Genomic DNA, 26,651 nt, shown 5'->3' on the forward strand with positions numbered 1-26,651 from the left:
GGAAATGACCCGCGAATGCTCGTGCTATATCTCTACAGCGAAATTACACCAATATCGCCAAGATGCCGCCTATCGTACCGATAGCAGATAAAACCTGCCCAGCGGTATATGCGTCATCGTCGTTACTTTTCACTTCGTCAGGGTGGTCCATACCCAATGCCCCATAAGTGAAAGCCTCAACATCCGTCGATGCTGGTGTTTTGCCTTCGGCTTCCGTTGTTTTGTTGACAGTCTTCACGTCCGATACCTGATTGGCGACTTGCGCATAAGACTGTTTAGCACCCTCAGCTTGATTCTGCTCACCCGCCTTAACCTCTTGGTTAACTGGCGTTGGGCGTGCATACATCTGTTGAGAATAGCCAACGTTACCTACATTCATTATGGTCTCTCCTGATGCCATAGCAAGTGACATGAACAAAGTATCGGCAGATTCAGTTTAAAATTTAGCCGCAATTCACTTTATTTTGATCACTTTTTCTTATCTGGATGGCAAACACTGTCCGCAGAAAGAGAGCAATTCTTCAGAAAAGTGTTCAGGATCAGAGATAAACGGTGCATGTGACGCATTGGCAAAAATTTGCCGCTGCGATTGCGGGGCTAAAACATCCAGTTCTTGTGCCACTCTAACCGGCACCAAACCATCTAACCGACCGTACATCCGCAACCAAGGCACTGAAATATCATGCAATTGTGGCCGTAAATCTGCTTCAGCAAGAATATCGAGCCCAGCTTTTAGTGCCTCAGGTTGAGGCGACGGGTGCGAAAGCACCGCCTTTTTTAGCCACTTGATATCTTGTCGTGCAGTCGGGCTTCCCATTGCCTGCAACGCCATAAATCGTTCAACTGTCGATGAAAAATCATCTTCCAATTGCGCCGAAAACGCTGACAGTACCTGAGGTTTAATCCCTCTCCATCCATGTTCCGCAGCAAATCGAGGTGAGCTAGCAACCGTCACCAAACCTTGCACTCGCTCTGGAGCGAGAAGCGCGGCTTGTGTGGCAACCATGCCCCCTAAAGACCAACCAACCCAAATCGCGTGCTGCGGTGAATTATTAAGCAAGCACTGTGCCATTTCCTCTAATGAGAACGCATCTGTGGGTTGGCTATGCCCATAACCGGGAAGATCGACACAATGAACGCGATAGCGATCAGTCAAGCGAGGAAGGAGTTGCTGCCAAACAGCACTGTTCATTCCCCATCCATGAATGAGAATCAGGTCGGAACCCTGGCCTTCCGTGTGCCAGTAAAGCGAAGTTGTCATTTACACTGCCTAAAACGTGTTGCTGGACCAAAACATCCTTTATGTTGCGCTCTATCTTACGCGCTCTGCCATTGAGGTGTCAGCTTTGTCATCACAGGTTGGAGCAGCGCCAATATCCGTGGTGCGAAACGTGTTCGCAGAGTTTCCCCTCGTCACCACGTTGCATGCAATGCGGCCTTTCAACGCCCTACACCATGGAAACGTGCGGACGCTGCCTCAACACGCCACCCGCATGGGACAACCTTGTGTGCCTCGGTGATTACACCTTTCCTTACGACACACTCCTGCACAAATTTAAGTACCAAGGCCACTATTGGTTGGCAAAGCCCTTAGCCCGCCTGCTGGCAGAAAACATCGATGACCCTGCACCGTGTTTGATACCCGTTCCCATGCATTGGCGACGACGTTGGGTGCGCGGATTTAATCACAGCACCGTGCTCGCCAACGCACTGGCAAGCCAGCTAGAACGTCCGTGTTTAGATAAAGCCTTAGTGCGCACACGTGCCACTCAGCAACAGCAAGGTCTCAGCCGTAAAGCGAGGCTTTCCAACCTGAAAGATGCGTTCAACATCCATGGTGACCTGCCGTCTCACGTGGCATTGGTCGATGATGTGGTGACCACGGGAGCAACGCTGACGGAATTGTGCCGATTGTTGAAAGCACACGGCGTGATAAAAATAGATATCTACGCGCTATGCCGCACGCCAACTGATGGAAAACAGAAGAAATAATTACCCGCGTCCGTAGAGGGGTGATAGTCATGAAAAGAAAGAGTAAACTGTCTAAAACAAACTGGGCTATTCAGGTAAGAAGTCGTGTCTAATATTTTAATTTCAGAAAATGCACAAAGTCATTTCGGTAAGTTGCTAGAACAGCAACCGGAAGGCACCAATATCCGCGTATTCGTGGTTAATCCAGGCACACAAAACGCAGAGTGCGGCGTGTCTTACTGCCCACAAGACGCTATTGAAGCAAGCGATACCGAGTTAACCTTTAACGGTTTTCTTGCGTACGTTGACGAACTGAGCCTGCCTTTCTTGGAAGATGCAGAGATCGATTTCGTTACCGACAAAATGGGCTCTCAGCTAACCCTGAAAGCACCTAACGCGAAAATGCGTAAAGTGTCTGACGATGCGTCGCTTCTTGAGCGTGTTGAATACGTTATTCAAACCCAAGTGAACCCGCAGCTTGCCGGCCACGGTGGTCACATCAACCTTATCGAAATCACAGAAGACGGCGCGGCTGTTATTCAATTCGGTGGTGGTTGTAACGGCTGTTCAATGGTTGATGTTACGCTAAAAGACGGCATCGAGAAGCAGCTTCTAGAAGAATTCAGCGGTGAATTGACGGCCGTTCGCGATGTCACCGAACATGCGGCGGGCGATCACTCTTACTACTGATTCAGTAAGAAACATCACCGTAAAAAAAGCTCCCGAGGGAGCTTTTTTCATGCCTGCCGTTTCTGTTGATGCATCAGGCTATTACGGTTAGGGCGATTGCATTTAAATTAGTGAGCAGGTGAAAGAAACACATCGCGTCGCCATTGATACACAAATACCGCACCTAACGTTATTCCACGAAGCGCCATAAAGCCCAGCATCGCCGCCCACAGCGCGTGATTATCCATGTCGTTTAACAGCCACCATATGGCAAAGAAACCGGCCATGGATATAAACATGGTATTGCGCATTTCTCGGCCTCGCGTCGCGCCAATGAACACGCCATCAAGCAAGAAGCACCACATAGAGACCAGCGGCATCGCAATGAGCCAAGGCAAGTAGATAGCGGCCTGCTCGCGCACGGCAGGGATGTCTGATATCACCCCAACAATGCCCTGACCGCCCATCAAGAAGGCAAGCGTGATAAACAGGGAAATCACAAAGCTCCAGAGTGTTGTGGCTGACAGCGTGGCCAATAACTCCTCCCTGTCTTTCGCGCCAATGGCCTTCCCAACCATGGCTTCCATGGCGTAGGCAAACCCATCCATGGCAAATGATACCAGCATCAAGAAATTCATCAGCACCGCATTGGCGGCCACCACATCGTCACCCAGCGTTGCCCCCTGAAACGTCATGAAGGTGAATGCGAGCTGCAAACACAAGCTGCGCAAGAAGATATCGCGATTGAGTTTGAGCAAACGCCCCATGCCTGCGGACGATTTCTTCCATTGCGCCCAAGGCGATGGCAATGCAGCAGACGCCCAGACTTTTGCAACAAAGAACAACCCCAGCGCCATACCCGTGTAGTCAGCAATTACGCTCGCGGCAGCGGCGCCCTGCACCTTCCAGTCAAGCACCACCACAAACAGCAAATCGAGCAAGATGTTGACCAAATTGACGATGATGACCAGCATCATCGGCTTTTTCGCGTTTTGCGCGCCAAGCAGCCATCCCATGATCACCAAATTGGTCAGTGCAGCTGGCGCACTCCAAATCCGAATCGAGAAATACTCATCCGCATAGCGTTTAACCTGCTCGCTGGCATCACTGAAATGGAACACCGTGTCAGACACCCAAGGGTGAACCGCCACAATGACAGCCGCCAACAACCAAGCAAGGGTCACCCCTTGCAGAAACACATTGGCGAGACCTGCGCTATCTTTGCCGCCCCACGCCTGCGCCGTTAGTCCCGTGGTTGCCATGCGCAAAAAGCCCAGTAGCCAGAAGGTCACTGCAATCATTGTGCTGCCGACAGCAACGCCGCCAAGGTACCAAGCATGATCGAGGTGCCCAATCACGGCCGCATCCACCAGCCCCAATAAAGGCACAGTGATATTGGACAGCACCATCGGCAGTGCTAAAGAGAAAACGCGCACGTGCAGCGCTTTTTGTTGAAGTGCTGAGAACATAATTCGCATGCTGGAAGAATTCGATGGGTCAGTGTAGCAAAGTTGCCTAGAGCATAAGCGTCAAAAACACGGTATTTCCTTGATGAAATTCATCATTTCTCTCACCGACGAAGCCGTTTTTCTCCAGCACCTTAATCGATGGAAGATTATCCGCTTCTGCACCACCGGACAGTGAAGACACAACACCAGATGCCCGACACCAGGTGATCAAGCCTTCAACCATTTCACTCGCCAGACCTTGGCCTTGGAAGGTTTCCGCCACCACATAACCCAGTCGCAGCGAATAATGAGGCGACGCCAAGCGAGGCTGGCCGCCACACTGTGCATTAACTTCTACATACAGTAAGAAAAACCCGACCAATGCGTCGTCATCGGCTAAACGCACCGCAACAAATTGGCAATCCTCCAATGTCTGCTCCAGCCAACATAACGCACTCTCGGCATCAGACACGGCCTGAATATCGGGAGGCAGATGACGCTTAACATTAGACGTGAGGAGGGTTGCAAGCTCTGTAGACAAGGTGCTTTTCGCATGAGGCAATGCTGAAGAAGACAACGCCGCGGCTGTTAACCGCGGCGTTTGAAAAGCAATGTTTGGAAAGGTCACGTTGGAATACGCCATGCTGGAATAAGTCATAGTGGCCTCAGCACACGAGGAAATCTATCCTCATGCTACTGCATACCATGCGTGGTCGGCCAACAGCGCCACGAACAAACCAAAAATGTGCCAAATAGAATATTTGAAGGTTTGCCAAGCGAGGCCTTTTTTGTCAGCGTACTTCAATCGCCACGCATACCATGCAAATCCGAGGTTAAGGGCGAGGCTGCCCACCAGATAAATAACGCCGTTCATGCCAGCGAGATACGGCAGCAAACCCACCACCACCAACAGAAGGGTATAGAGCAAAATCATGGTTTTGGTGAATTCGACGCCGTGCGTCACGGGCAGCATGGGTACGCCCGCTTTTGCATAATCTTTCTGGCGATGGATCGCGAGCGCCCAAAAGTGAGGAGGTGTCCACGTGAAAATCAACATCACAAGCAGCAGAGCATGTGGGTCAAGCTGACCGGTGACAGCAACCCAACCCAAAAGCGGTGGCATTGCGCCCGCTAACCCGCCAATAACGATATTCTGCGGCGTCGCGTGCTTTAACCAGACCGTGTACACCAATGCATAGCCAATCAAACTGGCGAACGTGAGCCACGCCACCAAGGCATTCAATGCCCAAAGCGCGCCGAACCCTAACCCCATTAACATGCAGCCAAAGCCCAATGCTTGTCGGGTAGACACGCGGCCTTTCGCCACAGGACGATGAATAGTGCGCTGCATCTGCTGATCAATACGCTGGTCAATCACATGATTGAACACCGCAGCCGCGGCGGATTGCATCCCGATGCCAAGTAGACCGAGAATCACGGCTTTGGCCGGCGGTAAGCCCGGCACCGCCAAACACATACCCACCATGGCGGTGAGCAATAACATGGCAACGACTTTAGGTTTGGTTAATTCAAGATAATCTCGCCACAGAGCAGGCTCTGCTGCGACCGATACATTTCCCGCTAACGGTGACATCGACACTTTAGCCATGACTCAGCCTCCCCGATTCTCTCAAAGACGTTCGCACCGCCGAGGTTTGACGTGCGAAGACACCCAACGTGGTTTTCACCACCAACAGTAAAAGCAGCAATCCGCACACGTTGTGCGCGACCGCCACGGACAATGGCAACAACGCGACCACATTGGTCACACCCAAGGAAACTTGCAGTAACAGTGCTGCGACCAAACTGAGCGATGCCATCACACCGAGTGGACGGCGTACAGCAAATGCCAGTAGCAACACCAGCACAGAAACCACCATCGCGCCAATGCGATGCGTGGCATGAATGGTGACCCGTTGTTCAAAGTTCAACACGCCATATTGGTAGGTGTCATTAGTGGGGCTGATCGGATGAAACGCGGACGCATCGTAGTGTCCAACCCAATCGGCTTCACAGACAGGTAATTGCGTGCAGACAACGGCGGCGTAGTTGGCGGATGTCCAACCCCCTAACGCGATTTGTAAGCCCACCGCGACCAACGCGGACACCGCCAGCAGTTTCAACTTCCCGCTAATGTGATTTTTGGTAGGTGACGCGTGCTGGTCATCAATATTTATCTCAACATCTTGCTGTTCTAAGCCAGCCTTTGTCTTTGAGGTCGAGCCTATCTCAGCATTCGAATAAAAACGTCGACGCTCAAACAAGCACAATAGAAACAGGAGTGTCACCGTGGTAAAGCCACCAAGCAGATGTCCCATGACCACGATCGGCATGAGGTTCATGGTGACGGTCCACATGCCCAGCGCGGCTTGAAAACAAATCACAGCCAGTAAAATGCTCGGCAGCATTTTGTTTCTCGACGGCTTACGCCACGCTAAAAACGCAATGAGCGCGACAAGCAACCCAAGCGTGCCCGCGACATAGCGGTGAATCATTTCATTCCATGCTTTTTGCACTTCAACCGGCGCGTCAGGGAAAGCTTGCACCGCTTTTGCTAAATGTTCAGCAGATTGAGGCACAGTGAGGAAGCCATAGCACCCCGGCCAATCAGGGCAACCCAGCCCTGCTTCGGTTAATCGTGTAAATGCGCCGAGCGCGACCACAATCAGTGCGAGAAACAGTGAGCCATAAAGTAAGAAGAGGTAGCCTTTATTGTCATGGTTCGGATGCGTTGGTTTTACCATCATGTTCACCCCACTTTTGACATTTTCATCAGCTTGCGAAGATCGGAGAGCAAGCCTTTGCTTTGGGTGATTTGCGCATCTTTTCCTTCAGGAATGGGGTACGCCAGAATGAGGTTATTCAGAGGGTCAACAATGTAAATTGCGTCATTACCGTAAGGCAACGCTGCCATGGTTTTCTGTTGTTGGGCATCCATCGATTGCTGGCGCACCTCGATGTTTCTGTTGTCTGACGGCGTATCAGAGACCAACACAATGCTTGATACACGCTCTTGTTCACGTCCGACTGCGACAGGAATTTGTGTTAATTGAAACAAGGCGGTTTCACATAACGCATCACAATCAGACGGCAAGGTATACACCAAGCGCCATTGTCCGTTCTCTTCTAACCAATCGGTGTTCACCGCTTCTACCAACAATTCACCTTTGTTGGTCACCCCACGGCTATACCAATCAAACTCCAGTACCAGCTTTGCTGCAACGACAGGCAGAATGAAGATGGCTGTTACCAGTATGAGTGCTTTTTTCCCTTTCATACGCGTCCCTTCCTCCACCAAATTAGAAAGCCAACCCACACCACCAGCGCCAGTCCAAACCATTGCATCGCATACGCATAGTGCTTTTCAGGTTTCATGACGACAGGCTCCCAAACGGGGATGACATTCCATGTTGTTTCTAATTGTTCTCCCGCATCACTTGCAACAGACGCGGCGCGAACGACCCATGGATAAAAAGACTCTCCGGTTTCGGCGTTGATGGCGGCCATATCAACCGACTGAATCCGCCAAGGCCAAGACACTGATTCTGAAGCGCCACCTAACACCACGCGATCAGACGGTAAATCAATAATGCCGCGAACGTGAAATGCACCCTTTACGTTGGGTAACGTCGGCAACACATCACGTGTCGCTGGTGCTGGCACCCATCCGAGTTCAACCAACAGCCATTTCTCGTTGCTATCATGGGTTGCCTTGAAGGGCATCATCCAGCGATATCCCACGCGACCCAAATGTGTTTGATTGTCCAACAGCACGCTCTTTGATGCATCAAACTGCCCTAACACATCAATACGGTAGCCTTTTCCTTCTTTCGGTAAATCGGATAAACGAAGAAGGGTGTGTTGTTGGCGGACATCCAATTGGGTGAGCAGTGCTTCTTTTTCCGCAGCACGTGATACTTGCCACATCCCCAACTTGACCAACAAGACCGTCATCGCCAAAGTAAAGAGTAAGAATCCAAACCGCCGAAACGGTCGTAAACCTGCACTCGGCGCTAATTCACGTTCTGGGTCTTGGTCACTCAATGAGTCACCGTCTTGGCCCGCTGGAGGCAATATGCTGCTCAAAGGGATCCTCGTCTGCCTGTTAATCTTTATTGTGTTCAACTTGTTCCGCGCGTTGCCCATTCTGATTAAGGGCAATTCAGATGTGCCTATGTCGCGCTACCTTGGCAGGCGTGTTTTGTTCTCAGTCATTGCCTTCGTGATTTTGTTGATTGCGATGGCGACTGGCCTCATAGAACCGAACAGTCGCCCTTACTAACAGCGCCATTTAACCAACAGCGCGAGTTTGCATCGCTACAATATGTAGACGAAGACAAACAAACACAGCCAAACCACGTCCACAAAGTGCCAATACCAAGCGCCTGCTTGAAACGCAAAATGTTGCTTCGGCGACATGTGCCCTTTCAACACGCGCAGCCAAACAATAAACAGAATCACCGACCCCAAGAACACATGCATGCCGTGGAAGCCCGTCAACAAGAAGAAGGTATTGCCGTAGACACCGGAATCAAGGCGTAAGTTAAGCTCTTCATAGGCATGAATGTATTCCTCGCCTTGCAAGAACAAAAAGATCCACCCCAGCAAAACGGTCACACCCAGAAATTGCACAATGCGTTTACGCTTGCCCTCTTCCATCGCCACATGCGCGAAATGCAGCGTGACAGACGATGCAAGTAGGATGACGGTGTTAATCAGCGGCAAGCCCCACGCGCCCATGGCCGTCGTTTCTGTGCCGTCGGGCGTTTTGATCAAAGGCCAACCAGGAATGAAGTCCGGCCATAACACTTCCGCCGTCATGGCATTGTTACTTGCCCCGCCAAGCCAAGGAACAGCGATAAATCGAGCGTAAAAAAGTGCCCCAAAGAAAGCCGCGAAAAACATCACTTCCGAAAAAATAAACCAGCTCATGCCCTGTCGGAATGAGCGATCCATTTGGCTCGAATACATGCCGCCCATGGACTCGTGTATTACGTCTTTAAACCAGCCGGTCAGCATGAACAAAATCAGGCCAGTCCCCGCTAACAACATCCAAGGTCCGTTACCACCAAACAAATCGGCTACGGTTGAACCTGCCCCCATAGCAATGAGGAACAACGCAACGGCGCCGACAATCGGCCATTTGCTCTGGGCTGGAACGTAGTAGCTTTCATACCCCTCAGGGGCATCGGTGTTGGTATGCGATGTTGCCATAATGACCTCGCTGCAATTATTGGGTAACGGGCTCGGTTTTGGCGCTAAACAAGGTGTACGCCAATGTCAGCGTATTGATGTCGTCAGGAATAGCTGGATCGACATAAAACACCAGCGGCAGTTCCGCGTCTTTGCCCGCCGCCAATGGTTGGCGGTTAAAACAAAAGCATTCAATTTTATTCAGGTATTGCGCAGCCAAACCCGGTGATACCGATGGCACTGCCTGCCCAATAGAATCTGTAAGCGTGTTGTTCGTCGCGCGATACGCGATGGTACGTGTTTCGCCAGGGTGCACCGAAATGCGTTTCATCTCAGGCACGAAATCCCAGCCAAGGCCGGGATTGATGTACGCCACAAACTCAACGGTCACCGTACGCGAAAAATCCACTTGTTGGCTTTCTTGCGCCGCCACATCGTCGGTTTTTCCGTTGATGCCAGTGATATCGCAAAACACGTCATAGAGCGGCACAAGCGCAAAAGCAAACCCGAACATCAGCACGGCCATGCCTGCCAATTTCATGGCAGAACGGCTGGTGTTTTTATTGTCTTGTTCGTTGCTCTCGCGCATTCAGAGCCCTCAATCGATTTTCGGTGGCGTTGAGAAAGTGTGATAAGGCGCTGGTGAAGGAATTTCCCACTCCAACCCTTCCGCCCCTTCCCACGGCTTCGCGGGTGCTGGATCACCACCACGTGCACATTTCACAAGCACGGCGAGGAAAATCAGCTGCGATGCACCGAACAGGAAGGCACCAATACTCACGATGGCATTAATGTCTGCAAACTGCAGTGCGTAATCAGGAATTCGACGCGGCATACCCGCCAAGCCGAGGAAGTGCATTGGGAAGAACAAAATGTTCACCGAAATCAGCGAGCACCAGAAGTGCCATGAGGCCAATTTGGTGTCATACATGTGTCCCGTCCATTTCGGTAGCCAGTAATACGCCGCCGCCATGATGGAGAAAATCGCACCTGTCACCAGTACGTAGTGGAAGTGCGCCACCACGAAGTAAGTATCGTGATACTGGAAGTCAGCCGGTGTTATCGCCAGCATCAGGCCGGAGAAACCACCAATCGTGAACAGGACAATAAATGCGAGCGAGAAGAGCATGGGCGTCTCGAAGGTCATCGACCCTCGCCACATGGTCGCCACCCAGTTAAACACCTTCACCCCCGTGGGCACGGAGATCAACATGGTGCAATACATAAAGAAGAGTTCGGCAAAGACCGGCATCCCCGTGGTGAACATGTGGTGAGCCCAAACAACAAAGCTCAAACCGGCAATCGATGCCGTCGCGTAAACCATCGAGGCATAACCAAAGAGTTGCTTACGCGAAAAGGCAGGAACGATGGCTGAGATGATGCCGAAGCTCGGCAAAATCATGATGTACACCTCTGGGTGACCAAAGAACCAGAAAATATGCTGGAACATCACGGGGTCGCCGCCGCCCGCGGCATCAAAGAAGGATGTACCGAAGTATTTGTCCGTCAGAACCATGGTGACCGCCCCCGCCAACACGGGCATCACCGCAATCAGCAAGAAGGCAGTGATGAACCAGGTCCACACGAACAAGGGCATCTTCATGTATGTCATGCCCGGCGCACGCAAGTTCATGATGGTCACGATCACGTTAATCGCGCCCATGATGGAACTGATACCCATGATGTGGATAGCAAACACAAACAAAGCCGTGCTGTCAGGTGAATAGGTGGTCGAAAGCGGCGCGTAGAAAGTCCAACCAAAGTTAGGGCCGCCGCCTTCCATGAATAACGACATGAGTAGCATGAAGAACGCGAACGGGAGAATCCAAAAGCTCCAGTTATTCATGCGTGGCAACGCCATGTCTGGCGCACCTATCATCAATGGCACCATCCAGTTAGCCAGCCCGGTAAAGGCGGGCATCACCGCGCCAAATACCATGATCAGACCGTGAACGGTTGTCATCTGGTTAAAGAAATTCGGCTCAACGAGCTGTAAGCCCGGCTGGAAAAGCTCGGCGCGGATGATCAACGCCATCACACCACCAACAAGGAACATGGTGAAGCTGAACACCAAATACATGGTGCCGATGTCTTTATGGTTGGTGGTTAACAGCCAACGCATCACCCCTTTGGGCTTATGATCATGATCGTGGTCGTCATGACCCACTTGATCGGGCGTCATATCTGTCATTGGAGTTTCTCCTTAAAGATCATCGCCGTTGAGGACAGCGTTTATCTGAGCAGCCTGGATGACATCACCCGTGTTGTTACCCCACGCATTCCTTTCATATGTGACTACCGCAGCCAGTTCTTTCAAACCAAGCTGAGGGCCGAACGCCTGCATCGCCGTGCCGTCTTCGCCGTGAATCACCACGCTGAGGTGATCGACGATGCGGTCAGGATTGATAGCAATGTCTGATTGCGCCAAAGCAGGGAACACGCCAGGCAGACCAAGACCATTGATTTGATGGCAAGCTGCGCAACGTGAGTTGTACACCTCTTCGCCAAGGGCCATCAGCTCGTCCATGTCCATGTTCATGTCGAGAAGTTTTTTCTCCTCTTCAAGCACCTTGGCTTGTGCAGCGGCGGTCTCTAGCACCCATGCATCAAATTCTTCAACCGGCTTGGCGATAACCACAATCGGCATGAAGCCATGGTCTTTACCGCAAAGCTCCGCACACTGACCTCGGTAGATGCCAGGTTTGTCGATTTTGGTCCACGCCTCATTGATGAAGCCAGGGTTAGCATCTTTCTTCACCGCGAAATCAGGTACCCACCACGAGTGGATAACGTCTTCCGATGTGATCAAAAAGCGCACTTTCTTGCCAATCGGTAGCACCAAAGGACGGTCAACCTCAAGCAAGTAGTTGTCGCGTTTCGTTTGTTCGCCATTGATTTGCGCCGCAGAGGACGCCAGCAAAGAGAAGAATTCAACGTCTTGGTCAAAGTAGCGGTAATGCCACTTCCACTGAGAACCGGTAACTTGCACCGTGATTTCAGGTTCAGATACATCTTCCATTGCAAGCAGGACGCGCGTTGCAGGCACGGCCATACCAATCAAAATCAAGAAGGGAATTAACGTCCAAAGGATTTCCACTTTCGTACTTTCATGGAAATTGGCGGCAACCGCCCCTTTGGATTTCCGGTGATGGACAATAGCCCAGAACATCGCTCCAAACACCACAACGCCAATGGCTATGCAGATGTAGAGGATGGTCATGTGTAGGTCATAGACCTGAGCACTTATCTCCGTAACACCTCTGGTGAGGTTCAATGAAGACGGTTCTTCTGACGCAAAAACGGCAAAAGACGGGAAAAGTGCGAGCGTGGATAGAAGTTGGCGAATCGTCACCTGATTCCTCCTCAAAATCACTACGCATTACAGTGAGTCAATGGAAGCAATGAATGGATAAATAATAATTAACAGTTCATTTACATCTAAAACTAGGAGAGGAATGCAGAAAGAACAAAAAATGCGCAACATTATGGGGCGAAACTTGATGCCAACCACGAAATTACGAGATGAAGACAACTGTTTCATTCGCAATTTTTTTGTAGCGTTTTTCTGATGAATTAACAGAAAGCGGGATCAGGTATGCCCGTCAATTTACGGGGGAATTTTGGCGATGTTACTGTAAAAACGCAGAGAGTGATTGCTATATGAAGCGCGAGAAAAGGCTTTTCAGCGGTGCGCAAAGCGAGTTAACCGGATAAAAAAGAGGCGACTTCATGCTATTTGCATGAAGTCGCCTTTTTAAGACTTTTTAAGACTTTTTAAGACACGGCGCGAGGCTTACATCCAGTCGCTATTACGGATCACACCGACAGCGATGCCTTCAATGGTAAGGTTTTGATGCGCAAGATCGACAACGATAGGCGCAAACTCTTCATTTTCAGCATGCAAAAGCACTTGATTGCCTTTGCGTTCCAAACGTTTAACCGTCACATCGTCTTCAACACGCGCGACAACCACTTGGCCATTACGCACATCTTGGGTTTTATGCACCGCGAGTAAATCGCCATCCATAATGCCGATGTCTTTCATGCTCATTCCGTTTACGCGCAGCAAAAAGTCTGCACTCGGTTTAAACAAGCTTGGGTCAACGTGATAATGACTCTCAACGTGCTCTTGCGCCAAAATAGGCTCACCCGCGGCAACACGGCCAATCAAAGGTAAACCTACGTCGTCATTAGCAGGTTCATTGCCCACCAAAAGGCGAATACCACGTGACGCACCAGGTACGATTTCCAGCACGCCTTTACGCGCCAGCGCTTTCAAATGTTCTTCAGCAGCATTCGCTGAACGGAATCCCAGCTCCTTCGCGATTTCTGCGCGAGTCGGTGGCATGCCAGAATCGTCGATTTTCCCTTTGATAAGATCAAAGACTTGCTGTTGTCTAGCGGTTAACGGCTTCATAATCAGACCTGTCTTTTTATACAGTTAACTGGAAGTATATCCAGTGTTTAGCCACTTGAAAAGGCGCATTTAGCACCAATCTCTATACATAGGCCTTTTCAGATCACATTTTTTCTTTTTACATTCGACATACATAACATTCCCAAGGCTGACAAATTCGTGCGAATTACTGCCATTTCGCTGCAAGTTCGTCGACGTTTTCTGCTATCCTTCGGGCGCACAACGACTAAGAGGCTGCGATCAGATGTCTGCTTGCCAATCCATGTATCAGAAAATACTGAATTTACCGCTGTCGGCGCTGGTGAAAACAATCAGCATTCCGTCAGACCCTATTAACCAACTGGACATCGATCTCAATCGACCAGTGGTTTACGTATTGCCGTTCCATTCACACACCGACTTGCTCACCTTACGCAGCAGCTGTCTGCAACAAGGGTTGCCCGATCCGCTTGAACCCTTAGAGCTCGGTGGCAAAAGCCTGCAACGTTACGTTTTCGTGTCGCAAGGCAAACGCATGTTTGACTCGAGCGATCCGGTGCCTGAAGAATCCATCGCACTGTTTACAGAACTTCTTGAATTGCACAAACGCGATTCTGAGCTAGATATTCAGCTTATTCCTGTCTCAGTCGTGTGGAACCGCAACCCAGGGAACGAGAATCGCCCTGCTGCTGCACCGCTAAAAGCCATGAATGGCATCCAAAAGTGCTACACCATCTTGACCCTAGGTCGCGACAGTATGGTGCGTTTTAGCAACGCGGTTTCTCTGCGCTTTATGGCTGACAAGCACGGCACCGATACCAGCATCGCGAACAAACTCGCACGCGTAGCGAAAATCCACTTCTCACGTCAAAAGATGGCGGCATCAGGCCCAGGCCTGCCAAACCGTCAAGCGCTGTTTAAACGACTTCTTGCCTCAAAAGCCATTGATAAAGTGGTGCAAGAAGAAGCAGAAAGCCGTGATGTTGCAGTAGAGAAGGTCCGTAAAGAAGCCATCGACATGATGGAAGAAATTGCAGCAGACTTCTCCCCAAGCATGATCCGTTATGCCGACAACCTACTGACATGGCTTTGGAACAAGCTGTATCAAGGCATCACGATCAATAACGCAGAGCGCGTACGTAAGCTGGCGCAAGACGGTCATGAAATCGTTTATGTGCCGTGTCACCGTTCTCACATGGACTACGTGCTGTTGTCCTACACCTTGTACAAAGAAGGCTTGGTACCACCGCATATCGCGGCAGGCGTAAACCTTAACTTCTTCCCTGCAGGGCCGATTTTCCGCCGTGGTGGTGCATTCTTCTTGCGCCGTACCTTTAAAGGCGATCGCCTCTACTCCACCGTATTCCGTGAATACCTGGCAGAGCTGTTTTCGAAGGGTTACTCAGTTGAGTACTTCTCGGAAGGTGGCCGTTCGCGTACTGGTCGTTTGCTACCGGCGAAAACAGGCATGTTGGCCATGACCATTCAAGCCATGCTTCGCGGCCTGAAACGCCCAGTCACCCTTGTACCGGTTTACATCGGCTACGAACACGTGATGGAAGTAAGCACCTACGCAAAAGAGCTGCAAGGCAAGCGTAAGCAAAAAGAGAACTTCGGTCAGGTACTGGGCATTGTGCGCAAACTGCGTAACTACGGTAAAGGCTATGTGAACTTTGGTGAACCGATTCAAGTTAACCAGTTCCTGAATGACAAAGTGCCAAGCTGGCATGACGCCATCAACCCGATTGAGCCACAACGCCCACAATGGTTAAACCCAGTGGTGAACGAACTGGCCGATCGCATGATGACCAAAATCAATGATGCCGCTGCCGCCAATGCCCTCACATTGTGTGCAACCGCACTGCTTTCTTCTCGCCAACGCGCATTGAGCCGCGAAGCGTTAGAAGAGCAGTTGACGATTTATCTCGATTTACTTCGCCAAGTGCCGTATTCATCAACCAGTACAGTGCCAGAAGAAAGCGCGGAAGAATTGGTTGAGCACGCCGTGAGCCTGAACAAGTTCGTGGTAGAGAAAGATTCACTGGGTGACGTGATTTCTCTCGACCGTCAGCAAGCCATCTTGATGACCTACTACCGCAACAACATCGTGCATTTGTTGGCGATTCCGTCATTGATTGCACAAATGTTGGTGTTCAAGCCAAGCGTGAGCCGCGACGATCTGCATGCGTCTATTCGCCAGCTTTACCCACTGCTGAAAGCGGAACTGTTCATGAGTTTTGACGACGAATCGCTCACGCAGTACGTCGATACCATGATTGAAGAAATGTCTCGCCAGCAACTGATCACCGTTGAAGGGGACATGTTGCACCGCAAATCTGCCAAGCTGAACCAGTTGCAGTTGTTGGGTCGCACCATTGCAGAAACCCTGCAACGCTACGCGATCACCCTGACACTGTTCAGTCACGAAGCGGACATGTCAAAAGACGACCTAGAAATGCAAAGCCAGATGATGGCGCAGCGTCTGAGTCGCCTGCACGGTATCAACGCCCCAGAGTTCTTCGACAAAGGCGTGTTTGCAACCTTGATGGCAACACTGCGCGAGCAGGGTTACCTTAACGACGATTGCCATGCACTGACTGGCCGTGTCGAATCATTACGAGAAAACGTGTTTGGTCTGATTTCGCCAGAAGTACAGCTGACCATTCAAGCTATATTAGATCGACCTTCGGAAGACGCCTCTTAAGGTGAAAACGTGGTTTATTGCAGACCACGCGCTTACGACGGACACGCATGACAAAACAAAAAGCCCTCGTTTTTCAACGAGGGCTTTTTTTGTCTGTGCCGATGATTACTCACTCGTGCACATTGCATCAAGATAACAACGGCCTTTCACACAGGTGGTTTTTGGTATCACCCGACTTTGCCTCACCGGGTTTTACCATCAGCCTTTTGTATTATTTCATCAATACACTGATAGTAATGCCAACAAAGACCAACATACCGAAGTAATTGTTGTTCAAGAATGCTTTGAAGCACGCATCACGGTCGCGCGCTCTCGCCAACCACTGCTGATAAACAAACAACGCAGATGCACCCAGCAAGAAAGAGTAATAAAGCGTTGAGAGTTCACTCAAGAAACCGACCAGCACCAACAGAAGAACAGTCACTAGCTGCAACACGCCAATGGCGGCTTTGTCATAGCGACCAAATAAAATGGCTGACGATTTGATACCGATTTTCACGTCATCATCGCGATCGACCATGGCATATAAGGTGTCATAAGCAACCGTCCATGCCACATTGGCAAGAAACAGCATCCACGCGACAGGCGGTAATTCGCCAGCTTGTGCAGCATAGGCCATCGGGATGGCCCAGCTAAACGCCATGCCCAATACCAACTGCGGCATATGCGTATAACGTTTCATGAAGGGGTAAACAGAGGCAAGAAGCAGGGCTACTACCGATAGCTGAATGGTTAACGCATCGAGCGTAAGCACCAGCAAGAATGCGCCTAGCACTAGAAAAGCGAACAGCGCCAAGGCTTCTTTGGCGGTTACAAGTCCTGAGGGAAGTGGACGGGCTTTGGTGCGTTTCACATGGCCATCGAGGTTGCGGTCAGCAAAATCGTTAATCACACACCCTGCAGCGCGCATCATGATGACGCCAAGGACGAACACCACCAACACTTTTGGATCTGGCATGCCATCAGCGGCGAGAAATAGCGCCCACATAGTTGGCCATAGCAACAACAAGCTGCCAATCGGTCGGTCCATGCGCGTGAGTTGCCAAAACGCCCGAGCTTTGGCTGCATCCATTTAGCCTTCCTCCTGATAAATCGGCGCGTGAGGGAGAAATAACTCTGAAACCAACATTGGTTTGTTGTTTACCCATAGGCGGGAACGACGCGCCAACAAAGCTTCCCCTTTCACGATCACTGTCGCGACTTCAATGGCATCTCGTCGCGCGTTTGCTTGAGTAAAAACGCGTTGCCCCAAAGGCACCGCACCTAACTGTGCAATATCTTCTTCTTTTTCTGTCAGCGTGGACATGGGCACCAAGGTGCGCGCGCACAGCCACGGCGTATTGTCACCGGAAAGAACAACCTCGCGAACCAAGCAGTGTTCATGGCCTAAAAGTTCACGTTCACTGCTTGTCAGCGTCTCCATATCACATTGGTGCAACCCCAACACTTCAACGTCTAGCGTTGCACAGCACGCCTTTAATCGCTCTGTCATTGAATGCGCTTCAAGTAGCCATTCACCCTTGCGTGTTGTTTCCAATTGCTGCCAATCCGGGGCCTCCCAATTCGCACCCATCAGGGCTGACACGTGTAATTGTTTGAAATCTGACATGTTATCCTGAGCCAAAGAGCAAAAAAACCACAAAAATTTCGCCGAATCGGCCAATAATGTTTAGTATTAATAATGCGCTATTGTACACAGCTGTGCCCTGTCACGCGCAGCTAAACTACCATAAGAGATTCATTAAATCTGGGGTTTGGCAAAAACCATGAAAAAAAATATAACGGCTATTTTCACCTTGTTGGTATCCCTGTTCTTGTCCTCCCCTTCTATGGCTGAAGGCGAAGAGAATGCGGCTAAATTCAGCTACTTCACGCTCGAACCAGAAATCACCACTAACTTTATTACGGATGGACGCAAGCTTGGGTTTATCAATGTTCGCGTCGATCTTATGGTCGATGACCCTGCATTGATTCAAGAACTCGAATACCACCAGCCGCTGATCCGCGACACCATTATCGAGGTGCTAAGCCAAGAGAGTGGCGTGCGCATCAAATCGCTGTCTGGGCGAGAAGCCATTCGAAAAAATTGCTTCGAGAAAGTGAACGCCATTCTCCTTGCGGAAACCAAACAAAAAATACTGGCTGACTTACTGTTTACTAAGTACCTCTACCAGTAAACAAGCAGACACAAAAAAGGCGTACTCAGTACGCCTTTTTCATTGGTTTTGAGAGTGTCATTGCGAAGCCTAGATTAACCGCAACATCCCTCACTCGCGCCTATCTACGCATTCACTACTGCTTGGGAGTCTGATGTTTTCGCTTGTGCGATATAATCGGTCACCTGCGCTTGTTGCTCTGCGTTGAGATACAAGCCCAATTTAGTTCGACGCCACAACAAATCTTCTGCTTCAACGACATATTCCGCCGTCATCAGGTAATCCACTTCACGCTGCGTTAAGCCTTCACCAAACGCTTTGCCCAATGATGTTTGCGTGTCATCGTCAGACAACCACACCCAAACACGGTTGCCATACGTGGTGGCTAAGCGGTGGCAAGTAAAACTGTCCATCCACGAGTAGGTGCTCGCCAACTTTTCTTCAACATCTTTGAACGAGGTGATCTCTTCGCCACCAGGCAGCACTTGCTCTGCCGTCCAATCAGCGCCCATCTCAGGGAAGAAAGGCTTCATCATGTTCATCGCCGCTTGCGCCAGTTTGCGGTACGTCGTCAGCTTGCCACCAAACACAGAAAGAATAGGTGCTACGCCACCATTTTCATCCAACTCTAAGGTGTAATCACGCGTCACCGCCTGTGGTGAGTCTGATTCATCTTCACACAGAGGACGCACGCCACTGTAGGTCCAGACAACGTCTTCAGACGTCAGCTGTTTTTTGAAATGTTGGTTATACACGTCCAACAAATAGGCGACTTCGTTATCTTCGATAGCAACATCTCGTGGGTTACCGAAGTATTCCACGTCTGTGGTGCCGATGATTGAAAAGCGGTCGAGATACGGAAGCACAAACACAATGCGACCATCTTCGTTTTGAAGAATATAAGACTGTGGCTCATTGTGAACTCTCGGCACCACAACGTGGCTGCCTTTCACCAAACGAATACCGCGCGGGGATGTCAACGAGGTGCTGTCATCAAAGAACTGCTTCACCCAAGGGCCCGCCGCGTTGACCAACACTTTACATGACCGCGTGAAACGTTCTTGTGTCGTGCTATCAAACACTTCTACATGCCAAAGGCCGTCTTTACGCTCAACGCGCTCAACCACACAACGGTTACGCACTTCTGCACCGCGCTCTTGTGCGTCCATGGCATTCAAGATCACCAAACGCGCATCATCTACCCAACAATCTGAGTATTCGAAGCCTTTCGTGATTTCTGGCTTCAACACTGATTCTTCACGGAATGAAATGCCTTTACTGGCAGGAAGGCTCGTACGTTTACCCAAGTTGTCGTATAGGAAAAGACCTGCTCGGATCATCCATGCAGGGCGAAGGTGAGGACGGTGAGGTAAACGGAAACGCATAGGCCAAGCAAGGTAAGGGGCTTTTTTCAACAGCACTTCACGCTCAGCGAGTGCTTCACTCACTAAACGAAACTCGTAATGCTCGAGATAGCGCAATCCACCGTGGATCAGCTTAGAACTTGCAGAAGAGGTCGCAGAAGCAAAATCTGCGGCTTCATAAAGCCCAACACTTAATCCACGACCTGTTGCATCAGCAGCGATGCCTGCGCCATTGATACCACCGCCCACAACGATAATATCCAATACTTTGTCTGTCATTTCCCTTCACCTTTCTTTTACACGCGCGATTACTGCTCTTCAATCACGCACGCTCATGCGCTTCATTCCAATAAACACGTCGAACCAAATGTTCATTCGAATATTCAATGTTCGTTTACGAGCATTTTAGCGCAGAGAAACCATCTGTCCAGTTAACATTTGATCAAAATGCACACAAAATTCGGACATAAAAAAGCCGCCAAACGGCGGCGGCATTTTACAAAGGTGGACTATCGAACAATTTCGACTTGTGTATCAGTGTGTTGGAGATGTGAACGAATCGAGTCAGGCAGGTCTGCGTTGGTAAACAGCATGTCAATTTGACCTAGAGTACCCACATTCACCATCGCGCTGCGGCCAAACTTAGTGTGGTCAACGGCGAGCATGACTGAACGGCTGTTTTCCATGATGGCTTGCTTCACACGCACTTCGTGATAATCGAAGTCCAACAAACCACCATCTAAGTCGATACCACTGATCCCCACGATACCGAAATCAAGGCGGAACTGAGAAATGAAATCCAGCGTCGCTTCCCCCATGATGCCGCCATCACGATTGCGCACCTCACCACCGGCCATGATGATACGAAAATCTTCTTTCGCCATCAGAATGCTCGCGGCATTGAGGTTGTTGGTCACAATGCGGAGATCTTGGTGATTGAGCAACGCACGCGCCACTGCTTCAGGCGTCGTACCAATGTCGATAAACAACGTCGCGCCGTCAGGGATATGCGCCACCAATGCTTGAGCCAACTTGTCTTTGGCTTCTTGCTGCATCACTTTACGTGCATTGTACGCCGTGTTCACGGAACTGGAGGGAATGGTCGCACCGCCGTGCTGACGACGGATTTTATTTTCGTCAGCCAATTCGTTTAAATCACGACGAATGGTTTGTGGACTCACATCGAAATGGGCGACCAGATCATCGGTACTCACATAGCCTTGGCTACGCACGAGATCGAGAATTTCCTGATGTCGTTGGGTCTGTTTCACAGCATCCTCTGCGCTCAAAAGAAAAATGTCCCGTTAATCGGGACATTCAAGTTTACGTGCCTACCGCATGAAAGCCAATCTGGCGGGCTTCAACGGTGATCTTACATCACACTACGACAGCATTTATGACAGCTTCTTCGCAGATCGGGAGAGCTTGGCATCCAAAACCCCAATCAAACAGCCAGAAAGCAACCCAAACAAATGTGCCATGTTCGCAATCGCCATGCCGAACGGTTCAAAGAAACCAACCACCAGCCACAGCAGCATAAAGCCGACATAGGCCGGCTCAATAGAGAGGCCACGTGAAGGCGCAAAGTGCCCGACCATCCACACGTACCCAAGCATGGCATACACCACACCCGACATACCGCCAAAATTCGGGCCATCAAAGGCGTACTGCCCGAGCCCAGAGAACAACGCGGTGAGTAAGAAAAGCTGCAACAGCTTGGCACTGCCACTGTGTTTTTCTATACGACCGCCCAGTACCCACCACCAAAGCAGGTTAAAAACGATATGGGTCGCGGAGAAATGCAGAAACGCGTGGGTAAACAAACGCCAAAGTTGCCACTGCTCATCGCCCGATGCCGGAAAATGCATCACCGAGAAAACATCATCACCAAAGCCTAAGAACAGCGCAGCATAAGTGACGATGCATACAACCATGACAGACATGGTGACCGGGCCCGAACTATCTTTAAGGGTTTTGATGAAGCCTTGTCGCGGATAATAAAAACGAGCGGTGCGGGTTTCCGCCATATCCCATGACGCAGATTGGTATTTTTGCGCGGTGGGGTGTTGAAGAAAAGCCTGTAGCTCTGCTTCTACTTCAATTTGGTGCTCTGCTTCTTTGAGCCACAAACCAAATGTTCCCTCACCTTCAGGCATCATTTGGACTTCAATGCCTCTTGAAGACATGTAATCGATAAACGCCTGCCCGGCTCGAGGGTTAGATATCGCAATCAGACGGATCATAGCGCCTCTTTTTCTGTGTGATCACGGCTGCATGGCAATCCCGCCACACATGTCGCTATTGATTGAAGCTACTGACACCAGACTCCACAGGGAGATCTTGTCGATGCCACGCTTCGAAGCCACCATCCACGCTGTAAACTTCTTCAAAGCCTTGATTGATCAAGTACTGGGCAGCGCCTTGGCTACTCACCCCGTGATAGCACATGACCAATACGGGTTGTTCATAATCGATCGCTTGTGTGAATTGCACAATAGAATCGTTAGTAAGGTGGAATGCGCCCTGTGGATGAGATAGCTGAAATGACTGAGGATCCCTGATATCAACAATCACCGCAGTTTGATCATCCTGCTGAATCTTCTTCCATGCGTCCGTAACAGAGATATGCGCAAATTGTTCCATGAGTTATTCCACTCCTTTCATCGTAATCACTCTTTGCAACAACGGAAACACATCCGAATATTGCAGGTATTCCAGTATTCTACCTGACTTTATATGAAATCATGCCATAGAGAAGTCAGGGTCTTTGTACGCTTTTTAGCCACCTGTGGAAAAATCTGTGGATTGCGTTGATAAAGTAGGATCTCGCGTTTGGATCCACAAGATGTAGTGTTGATCGTAACAAAGCTGTGGACAACTTATCTCACGCCTGTGATACCAAGGGTTTATCAGGCACAAAAAAACCGGCATCAGCCGGTTTTTAATGATCTTCACATTGCCCGAAAGCACTGCGTTATACATCTAACGCCTTGAAGACAGGGACGATCAGAAGACGTCGCCTACTGCTTCTTTCAATTTACGCATCGCATTCTTTTCTAATTGGCGAATGCGCTCGGCAGACACTTCATAGTGATCAGCCAATTCTTGTAAGGTCGTTTTATTGTCATCCAACCAGCGAGAACGAATAATGTGCTGGCTTCGCTCGTCTAACCCTGACATCGCGTTCGCGAGTCTGTGGTTAGCGTGGTTTTCCCAGTTTTCTGATTCAAGATTGACGGCAACGTCTGAGCTTTTATCTTCCAAATAGAAAACAGGGGCTGATGGCCCTTCACGCTCATCGTCGTCATTCCCTGCGTCAAAGCCAGGATCTTGCGCAGCAAGACGGGATTCCATCTCGCGCACTTCCGCGGCATCAACACCAAGCTGCTCGGCAACCATGTTAACTTCATCTGCGTTAAACCAACCCAGGCGTTTTTTCGCCTTACGCAAGTTGAAGAACAGTTTACGCTGCGCTTTTGTGGTTGCGACTTTCACGATACGCCAGTTACGCAGAACGTATTCATGAATTTCAGCTTTGATCCAATGCACGGCGAACGACACCAGACGAACACCCACTTCTGGGTTGAAGCGTTTTACCGCCTTCATCAATCCGATGTTACCTTCTTGCACGAGATCAGACACAGGTAGTCCGTAACCGGAATAACCACGGGCGATATGAACAACAAATCGCAGGTGAGACAGGATCAGGCTTTTCGCCGCGTCCAGATCTTCCTCGTAGTGAAGACGTTCTGCAAGCTCGCGTTCTTGATCAGCAGACAGCATTGGATGGCTGTTTACCTGCTGCAGATAGCTGTCTAGGCTATCCCTTGAGATCGGGGCTATTGCATACGACTCTGTTGTCATTTTCACCTCTTTTCGAATCTATCGAACATATGTGAACCAATTTAGGCTCCAGCCATACTCTACTTAAGATCAAAAAAACTGCAACCCTAAGCATGGTTACCTAGATAATGTGACCATGATTGTTTACGGGGGTTCAGTTAATTATACAGGTTCGATCTCGCGTAAATGTTTACCTGCTGCAAGACGTGCAGCAAGCAGTCCTATTAAGCCTGTTACCATCAGGAGTATCAGACCTTCGTCAATCCGAAGTCCGGAAAGACGGAAACCACTACTGTACAATGTAGCGAGTTTCGCCACTGCCGTGTCTAAAAGTAGTCCGTTAATTAACGTAACGACCCACGCCACGATAGCGCCTGCTAAACCAAGCCATACGCCTGTATAAAGGTATGGGCGTTGAATATAACTGTCGGTGGCACCCACCAACTTCAATACTTGTATTTCTGCCTTTTGGTTTAAGACCTGCAAACGCAAGGTATTACCAATGATCAAAAACACGGCCATCAACATCAAGCCAGAAAACACCACTGTCAGCGTCAACACCAGAGATTCAATGGCAGACAAACGTTGCAACCAATCACTGTCTAAGCGCACTTCTTCAACCGCCGATTCAGCACGCAGTTTTGCGGCCAATGCAGTCGCAGAAGCGGCGTCATCGTTTGCAGGTGTAACAACAATCACCGCAGGAAGTGGATTGTCATCCAGCAAGCTGATCGCTTCATCAAACCCTTGAATTTGTCTCAGTTGAGTAAGACCTTGCTCGGGAGAAATAAATTCCGTGTTCCCGATATCTTGCCACTGCGACAATTCATCAAAGAGTGTTTCAGCCGCGGCGTCCGAAGCGCCTTGGTTGACGTAAACCGTCAACTGATTGGGCACTTGCCACTCTTCTGTCACAGCAACCACGTTCTTTGCCAGCATAAACAAGGTTGCAGGCAAGGCTAACGAGAAAGCTAGCGCCAGTACGGTTAATGCATTACCTAATGGCTTTGCTAATAAGTCACGTAACGCCTGACCACCTTGTTGTTTGTGCAAGGTAATGAAATTAGCCATGGCGCGGCACCTCCGACAGGTGACCACGGTTCAAATCAAAACGGCGCATGTCATAACTGTTCAATAGCGACGTGTCATGCGTTGCCATCAACACAGTGACACCCACCTGATTAAATTGACGGAATAGATCCATGATCTGCGCAGAGAGCGCAGCATCAAGGTTACCCGTAGGTTCATCTGCAATCAGCACTTGCGGGCGATTGACCACCGCACGCGCAATCCCTACGCGCTGTTGCTCACCACCCGAGAGTTGAATGGGCAAACACGCGGATTTATCGAGAAGACCGACTTTATCCAAAGCCGCGGACACCCGTTTCTTGATGTCCGATTCATTGGCTTGCTCAATGCGCAGCGGCAATGCCACGTTGTCGAACACACTGCGGTCCATCAAGAGTTTGTGGTCTTGAAAAATCACCCCAATGTGACGACGCAAAAAAGGAATCTCTTTGCGATCAATTCTGGAGATATCGTGACCATTGAACAGGACTTGCCCGTCACTTGGTCGCTCAATCGCACAGAGCAACTTCAGCAAGGTGCTTTTACCGGCACCAGAGTGACCAGTCAAAAACGCCATGTCGCCTTTCGGCAAGTGAAAGCTCACTTTCTGTAACGCTTGCTGCCCACCACGGTAGGCCTTGCTTACCTGCTGAAACCGGATCACGCTGATCAATCCTCCTGACTGAATAGAGCTTCGATAAAGTCTTCCGCAACGAACGGTCGTAAATCATCAATCCCTTCACCCACACCGATATATCGAAGTGGGATGTTGAACTGATCGGCAACCGCGAAGATCACACCACCTTTTGCCGTGCCATCAAGCTTGGTCAAAGTGATGCCAGAAAGCGGCGCGATATCGTTGAACAAACGCGCTTGGCTGATGGCGTTCTGCCCTGTACCCGCATCAATGGTCAGCATGATTTCATGCGGCGCATTCGGGTCGAGCTTTTTCATCACACGAACAATTTTGCGCAGTTCTTCCATCAAGTGCGACTTGTTCTGCAAACGGCCTGCGGTATCTGCGATCACCACATCCACGTTGCGTGCTTTTGCCGCCTCAATAGCATCATAGATAACAGATGCACTGTCTGCGCCAGTATGTTGAGCAATAACAGGAACTTTGTTGCGTTCGCCCCAAACTTGAAGCTGTTCAACCGCGGCGGCACGGAATGTGTCACCCGCAGCCAACATCACGGATTTACCCTGCTGTTGGAATTGCTTGGCAAGTTTACCAATGGTGGTGGTTTTACCCACGCCATTCACGCCAACCATCAGAATAACGAACGGGCCATTCTCGCACTTGGCTTCAAGTGGCTTTTCAACTTTGCTTAAAATCTCTGCCATTTCCTGCTTGAGCAGGCCATAGAGCGCTTCGCCATCTTTCAATTCACGGCGGCTTGCTTTATCTGTCAGGCTATCGATGATTTTGGTGGTGGTATCCATGCCAACGTCTGCGATCAGAAGTTGTTCTTCTAATTCTTCAAACAGTTCATCATCAATTTTCTTGCCGCTAAATAAACCAAAGAACCCTGCACCGATATTCAGCTTGGTCTTCTGAAGACCACGCTTCAAACGTGCAAAAAAGCCTTCTTTCTTTGGTTTTTCTTGTTCTGCGTTCGCTTTCGCTTCTTCTTCAGCCAATGCTTGCGCGTCAGCTTCTGCTTGAAGACGGGCTTCTTCTTCAGCTTGCGCTTGTGCCTCGGCTTCCGCTTTCAGGCGCGCGTCTTCCGCGGCTTGGGCTTGTGCCTCGGCGTCTGCTTTTAAGCGTGCTTCTTCTGCGGCCTGCGCTTGGGCATCAGCTTCCGCTTTCAGGCGCGCTTCTTCTGCGGCTTGGGCTTG

At 50.1% G+C, this 26,651-nt stretch carries 28 protein-coding genes; 5 read left to right on the forward strand and 23 right to left on the reverse strand.

The features are described from left to right. Positions 1–43: 43 nt before the first annotated feature. Together BCT27_RS12095 and bioH are read right to left on the reverse strand one after the other, a co-directional pair. Positions 44–379 (reverse strand): hypothetical protein, encoded by a 336-nt coding sequence (locus tag BCT27_RS12095; RefSeq protein WP_017009505.1) that lies wholly within the window; start codon positions 377–379, stop codon positions 44–46. A 99-nt stretch (positions 380–478) separates the two neighbouring features. After that, on the reverse strand, positions 479–1,261 hold the full coding sequence (gene bioH, locus BCT27_RS12100; RefSeq protein ID WP_026024823.1) for a pimeloyl-ACP methyl ester esterase BioH: 783 nt from the start codon (positions 1,259–1,261) through the stop codon (positions 479–481). 194 nt (positions 1,262–1,455) lie between these two features. Between bioH and BCT27_RS12105 the strand changes: the two genes are divergently transcribed. Both BCT27_RS12105 and nfuA read left to right on the forward strand, forming a co-directional pair. Then, positions 1,456–1,992, forward strand: coding sequence for a ComF family protein (locus BCT27_RS12105; RefSeq protein WP_102395907.1), 537 nt, complete (start codon positions 1,456–1,458; stop codon positions 1,990–1,992). A gap of 84 nt (positions 1,993–2,076) precedes the next feature. Continuing rightward, positions 2,077–2,661, forward strand: a complete 585-nt coding sequence (gene nfuA, locus BCT27_RS12110; protein ID WP_017009502.1) for a Fe-S biogenesis protein NfuA — start codon at positions 2,077–2,079, stop codon at positions 2,659–2,661. Between the two features lie 107 nt (positions 2,662–2,768). Here the strand turns inward: nfuA and dinF are convergent, their stop codons facing one another. Genes dinF through BCT27_RS12140 form a run of 6 tightly spaced genes read right to left on the reverse strand, consistent with a single transcriptional unit; the run spans position 2,769 to position 8,174 of the window. Further along, a complete protein-coding gene (gene dinF / locus BCT27_RS12115; protein ID WP_198597557.1) occupies positions 2,769–4,109 on the reverse strand; it encodes an MATE family efflux transporter DinF in 1,341 nt (446 codons plus the stop codon). Between the two features lie 46 nt (positions 4,110–4,155). Next, positions 4,156–4,746: a GNAT family N-acetyltransferase gene (locus tag BCT27_RS12120; protein ID WP_102395909.1), complete on the reverse strand. Its 591-nt coding sequence runs from the start codon at positions 4,744–4,746 to the stop codon at positions 4,156–4,158. 30 nt (positions 4,747–4,776) lie between these two features. Next, a complete protein-coding gene (gene cyoE / locus BCT27_RS12125; RefSeq protein WP_017013104.1) occupies positions 4,777–5,697 on the reverse strand; it encodes a heme o synthase in 921 nt (306 codons plus the stop codon). Further along, a complete protein-coding gene (locus tag BCT27_RS12130; protein ID WP_102395910.1) occupies positions 5,690–6,835 on the reverse strand; it encodes a COX15/CtaA family protein in 1,146 nt (381 codons plus the stop codon). The genes cyoE and BCT27_RS12130 overlap by 8 nt, the downstream gene beginning before the upstream one ends. A 2-nt stretch (positions 6,836–6,837) precedes the next feature. Beyond that, positions 6,838–7,365: a hypothetical protein gene (locus BCT27_RS12135; RefSeq protein ID WP_102395911.1), complete on the reverse strand. Its 528-nt coding sequence runs from the start codon at positions 7,363–7,365 to the stop codon at positions 6,838–6,840. Further along, a complete protein-coding gene (locus BCT27_RS12140) occupies positions 7,362–8,174 on the reverse strand; it encodes an SURF1 family protein (protein ID WP_277872010.1) in 813 nt (270 codons plus the stop codon). Before BCT27_RS12140 ends, BCT27_RS12135 begins: the two co-directional genes overlap by 4 nt. Here BCT27_RS12140 and BCT27_RS12145 point away from each other — a divergent pair. Continuing rightward, positions 8,164–8,370, forward strand: coding sequence for a DUF2909 domain-containing protein (locus BCT27_RS12145; RefSeq protein ID WP_017009495.1), 207 nt, complete (start codon positions 8,164–8,166; stop codon positions 8,368–8,370). The two genes, BCT27_RS12140 and BCT27_RS12145, sit on opposite strands and share 11 nt — an antisense overlap. A 35-nt stretch (positions 8,371–8,405) precedes the next feature. On the opposite strand, the gene BCT27_RS12150 is transcribed toward BCT27_RS12145, so the two are convergent. The 5 genes from BCT27_RS12150 to lexA form a co-directional block, all read right to left on the reverse strand. Next, a complete protein-coding gene (locus BCT27_RS12150) occupies positions 8,406–9,302 on the reverse strand; it encodes a cytochrome c oxidase subunit 3 (RefSeq protein ID WP_102395912.1) in 897 nt (298 codons plus the stop codon). Positions 9,303–9,318: 16 nt separating this feature from the next. Then, the gene (locus BCT27_RS12155; protein ID WP_017013101.1) at positions 9,319–9,870 is read right to left on the reverse strand and encodes a cytochrome c oxidase assembly protein; all 552 of its coding nucleotides are present in this window, start codon (positions 9,868–9,870) and stop codon (positions 9,319–9,321) included. Positions 9,871–9,879: 9 nt separating this feature from the next. After that, complete coding sequence (gene ctaD, locus BCT27_RS12160; RefSeq protein ID WP_017009492.1) at positions 9,880–11,472, reverse strand: cytochrome c oxidase subunit I; 1,593 nt, start codon at positions 11,470–11,472, stop codon at positions 9,880–9,882. A 12-nt stretch (positions 11,473–11,484) separates the two neighbouring features. Beyond that, a complete protein-coding gene (coxB, locus tag BCT27_RS12165) occupies positions 11,485–12,633 on the reverse strand; it encodes a cytochrome c oxidase subunit II (RefSeq protein WP_102395913.1) in 1,149 nt (382 codons plus the stop codon). Between the two features lie 441 nt (positions 12,634–13,074). Next, positions 13,075–13,698, reverse strand: coding sequence for a transcriptional repressor LexA (gene lexA / locus BCT27_RS12170; RefSeq protein WP_026024533.1), 624 nt, complete (start codon positions 13,696–13,698; stop codon positions 13,075–13,077). Positions 13,699–13,942: 244 nt separating this feature from the next. On the opposite strand from lexA, the gene plsB reads away from it, so the two are divergent. After that, a complete protein-coding gene (plsB, locus tag BCT27_RS12175; RefSeq protein ID WP_102317320.1) occupies positions 13,943–16,381 on the forward strand; it encodes a glycerol-3-phosphate 1-O-acyltransferase PlsB in 2,439 nt (812 codons plus the stop codon). Between the two features lie 211 nt (positions 16,382–16,592). Here the strand turns inward: plsB and ubiA are convergent, their stop codons facing one another. Both ubiA and BCT27_RS12185 read right to left on the reverse strand, forming a co-directional pair. Then, on the reverse strand, positions 16,593–17,453 hold the full coding sequence (gene ubiA, locus BCT27_RS12180; RefSeq protein ID WP_102395914.1) for a 4-hydroxybenzoate octaprenyltransferase: 861 nt from the start codon (positions 17,451–17,453) through the stop codon (positions 16,593–16,595). After that, complete coding sequence (locus BCT27_RS12185; protein ID WP_102395915.1) at positions 17,454–17,990, reverse strand: chorismate--pyruvate lyase family protein; 537 nt, start codon at positions 17,988–17,990, stop codon at positions 17,454–17,456. A gap of 157 nt (positions 17,991–18,147) precedes the next feature. Here BCT27_RS12185 and BCT27_RS12190 point away from each other — a divergent pair, with 157 nt between their 5' ends. After that, complete coding sequence (locus BCT27_RS12190) at positions 18,148–18,558, forward strand: flagellar basal body-associated protein FliL (protein ID WP_017009487.1); 411 nt, start codon at positions 18,148–18,150, stop codon at positions 18,556–18,558. Between the two features lie 104 nt (positions 18,559–18,662). Here BCT27_RS12190 and glpD read toward each other — a convergent pair whose 3' ends face one another. The 8 genes from glpD to ftsY form a co-directional block, all read right to left on the reverse strand. Continuing rightward, the gene (glpD, locus tag BCT27_RS12195; protein WP_102395916.1) at positions 18,663–20,180 is read right to left on the reverse strand and encodes a glycerol-3-phosphate dehydrogenase; all 1,518 of its coding nucleotides are present in this window, start codon (positions 20,178–20,180) and stop codon (positions 18,663–18,665) included. Positions 20,181–20,410: 230 nt separating this feature from the next. Beyond that, positions 20,411–21,172, reverse strand: coding sequence for a DeoR/GlpR family transcriptional regulator (locus BCT27_RS12200; RefSeq protein ID WP_026024532.1), 762 nt, complete (start codon positions 21,170–21,172; stop codon positions 20,411–20,413). Positions 21,173–21,295: 123 nt separating this feature from the next. After that, a complete protein-coding gene (gene glpG / locus BCT27_RS12205; protein WP_102317324.1) occupies positions 21,296–22,144 on the reverse strand; it encodes a rhomboid family intramembrane serine protease GlpG in 849 nt (282 codons plus the stop codon). 55 nt (positions 22,145–22,199) lie between these two features. Further along, positions 22,200–22,544 carry a thiosulfate sulfurtransferase GlpE gene (gene glpE, locus BCT27_RS12210; RefSeq protein WP_102317325.1) on the reverse strand — a complete coding sequence of 115 codons (345 nt, stop codon included), beginning with the start codon at positions 22,542–22,544 and terminating at the stop codon, positions 22,200–22,202. A gap of 363 nt (positions 22,545–22,907) precedes the next feature. After that, positions 22,908–23,765, reverse strand: a complete 858-nt coding sequence (gene rpoH, locus BCT27_RS12215) for an RNA polymerase sigma factor RpoH (protein ID WP_102317326.1) — start codon at positions 23,763–23,765, stop codon at positions 22,908–22,910. Between the two features lie 141 nt (positions 23,766–23,906). Beyond that, positions 23,907–24,815 (reverse strand): permease-like cell division protein FtsX, encoded by a 909-nt coding sequence (ftsX, locus tag BCT27_RS12220; RefSeq protein WP_102390386.1) that lies wholly within the window; start codon positions 24,813–24,815, stop codon positions 23,907–23,909. Continuing rightward, positions 24,808–25,476: a cell division ATP-binding protein FtsE gene (ftsE, locus tag BCT27_RS12225; protein ID WP_017009480.1), complete on the reverse strand. Its 669-nt coding sequence runs from the start codon at positions 25,474–25,476 to the stop codon at positions 24,808–24,810. The genes ftsX and ftsE overlap by 8 nt, the downstream gene beginning before the upstream one ends. Before the next feature lie 5 nt (positions 25,477–25,481). Further along, positions 25,482–26,651 (reverse strand): signal recognition particle-docking protein FtsY (gene ftsY, locus BCT27_RS12230; protein WP_102395917.1); only part of this gene is annotated, 1,170 nt, incomplete at its 5' end.

This window comes from Enterovibrio norvegicus, assembly GCF_002876705.1.
Classification (GTDB): Bacteria; Pseudomonadota; Gammaproteobacteria; order Enterobacterales; family Vibrionaceae; genus Enterovibrio; species Enterovibrio norvegicus_B.

Bases quoted from the DNA above. Each gene is read 5' to 3' on its own strand.
- BCT27_RS12095 (WP_017009505.1), bottom strand. From the start codon at position 379: ATGAATGTAGGTAACGTTGGCTATTCTCAACAGATGTATGCACGCCCA.
- bioH (WP_026024823.1), bottom strand. From the start codon at position 1,261: ATGACAACTTCGCTTTACTGGCACACGGAAGGCCAGGGTTCCGACCTG.
- BCT27_RS12105 (WP_102395907.1), top strand. From the start codon at position 1,456: ATGGAAACGTGCGGACGCTGCCTCAACACGCCACCCGCATGGGACAAC.
- dinF (WP_198597557.1), bottom strand. From the start codon at position 4,109: ATGTTCTCAGCACTTCAACAAAAAGCGCTGCACGTGCGCGTTTTCTCT.
- BCT27_RS12120 (WP_102395909.1), bottom strand. From the start codon at position 4,746: ATGACTTATTCCAGCATGGCGTATTCCAACGTGACCTTTCCAAACATT.
- cyoE (WP_017013104.1), bottom strand. From the start codon at position 5,697: ATGGCTAAAGTGTCGATGTCACCGTTAGCGGGAAATGTATCGGTCGCA.
- BCT27_RS12130 (WP_102395910.1), bottom strand. From the start codon at position 6,835: ATGATGGTAAAACCAACGCATCCGAACCATGACAATAAAGGCTACCTC.
- BCT27_RS12135 (WP_102395911.1), bottom strand. From the start codon at position 7,365: ATGAAAGGGAAAAAAGCACTCATACTGGTAACAGCCATCTTCATTCTG.
- BCT27_RS12145 (WP_017009495.1), top strand. From the start codon at position 8,164: ATGCTGCTCAAAGGGATCCTCGTCTGCCTGTTAATCTTTATTGTGTTC.
- BCT27_RS12150 (WP_102395912.1), bottom strand. From the start codon at position 9,302: ATGGCAACATCGCATACCAACACCGATGCCCCTGAGGGGTATGAAAGC.
- BCT27_RS12155 (WP_017013101.1), bottom strand. From the start codon at position 9,870: ATGCGCGAGAGCAACGAACAAGACAATAAAAACACCAGCCGTTCTGCC.
- ctaD (WP_017009492.1), bottom strand. From the start codon at position 11,472: ATGACAGATATGACGCCCGATCAAGTGGGTCATGACGACCACGATCAT.
- lexA (WP_026024533.1), bottom strand. From the start codon at position 13,698: ATGAAGCCGTTAACCGCTAGACAACAGCAAGTCTTTGATCTTATCAAA.
- plsB (WP_102317320.1), top strand. From the start codon at position 13,943: ATGTCTGCTTGCCAATCCATGTATCAGAAAATACTGAATTTACCGCTG.
- ubiA (WP_102395914.1), bottom strand. From the start codon at position 17,453: ATGGATGCAGCCAAAGCTCGGGCGTTTTGGCAACTCACGCGCATGGAC.
- BCT27_RS12185 (WP_102395915.1), bottom strand. From the start codon at position 17,990: ATGTCAGATTTCAAACAATTACACGTGTCAGCCCTGATGGGTGCGAAT.
- BCT27_RS12190 (WP_017009487.1), top strand. From the start codon at position 18,148: ATGAAAAAAAATATAACGGCTATTTTCACCTTGTTGGTATCCCTGTTC.
- glpD (WP_102395916.1), bottom strand. From the start codon at position 20,180: ATGACAGACAAAGTATTGGATATTATCGTTGTGGGCGGTGGTATCAAT.
- glpG (WP_102317324.1), bottom strand. From the start codon at position 22,144: ATGATCCGTCTGATTGCGATATCTAACCCTCGAGCCGGGCAGGCGTTT.
- glpE (WP_102317325.1), bottom strand. From the start codon at position 22,544: ATGGAACAATTTGCGCATATCTCTGTTACGGACGCATGGAAGAAGATT.
- rpoH (WP_102317326.1), bottom strand. From the start codon at position 23,765: ATGACAACAGAGTCGTATGCAATAGCCCCGATCTCAAGGGATAGCCTA.
- ftsX (WP_102390386.1), bottom strand. From the start codon at position 24,815: ATGGCTAATTTCATTACCTTGCACAAACAACAAGGTGGTCAGGCGTTA.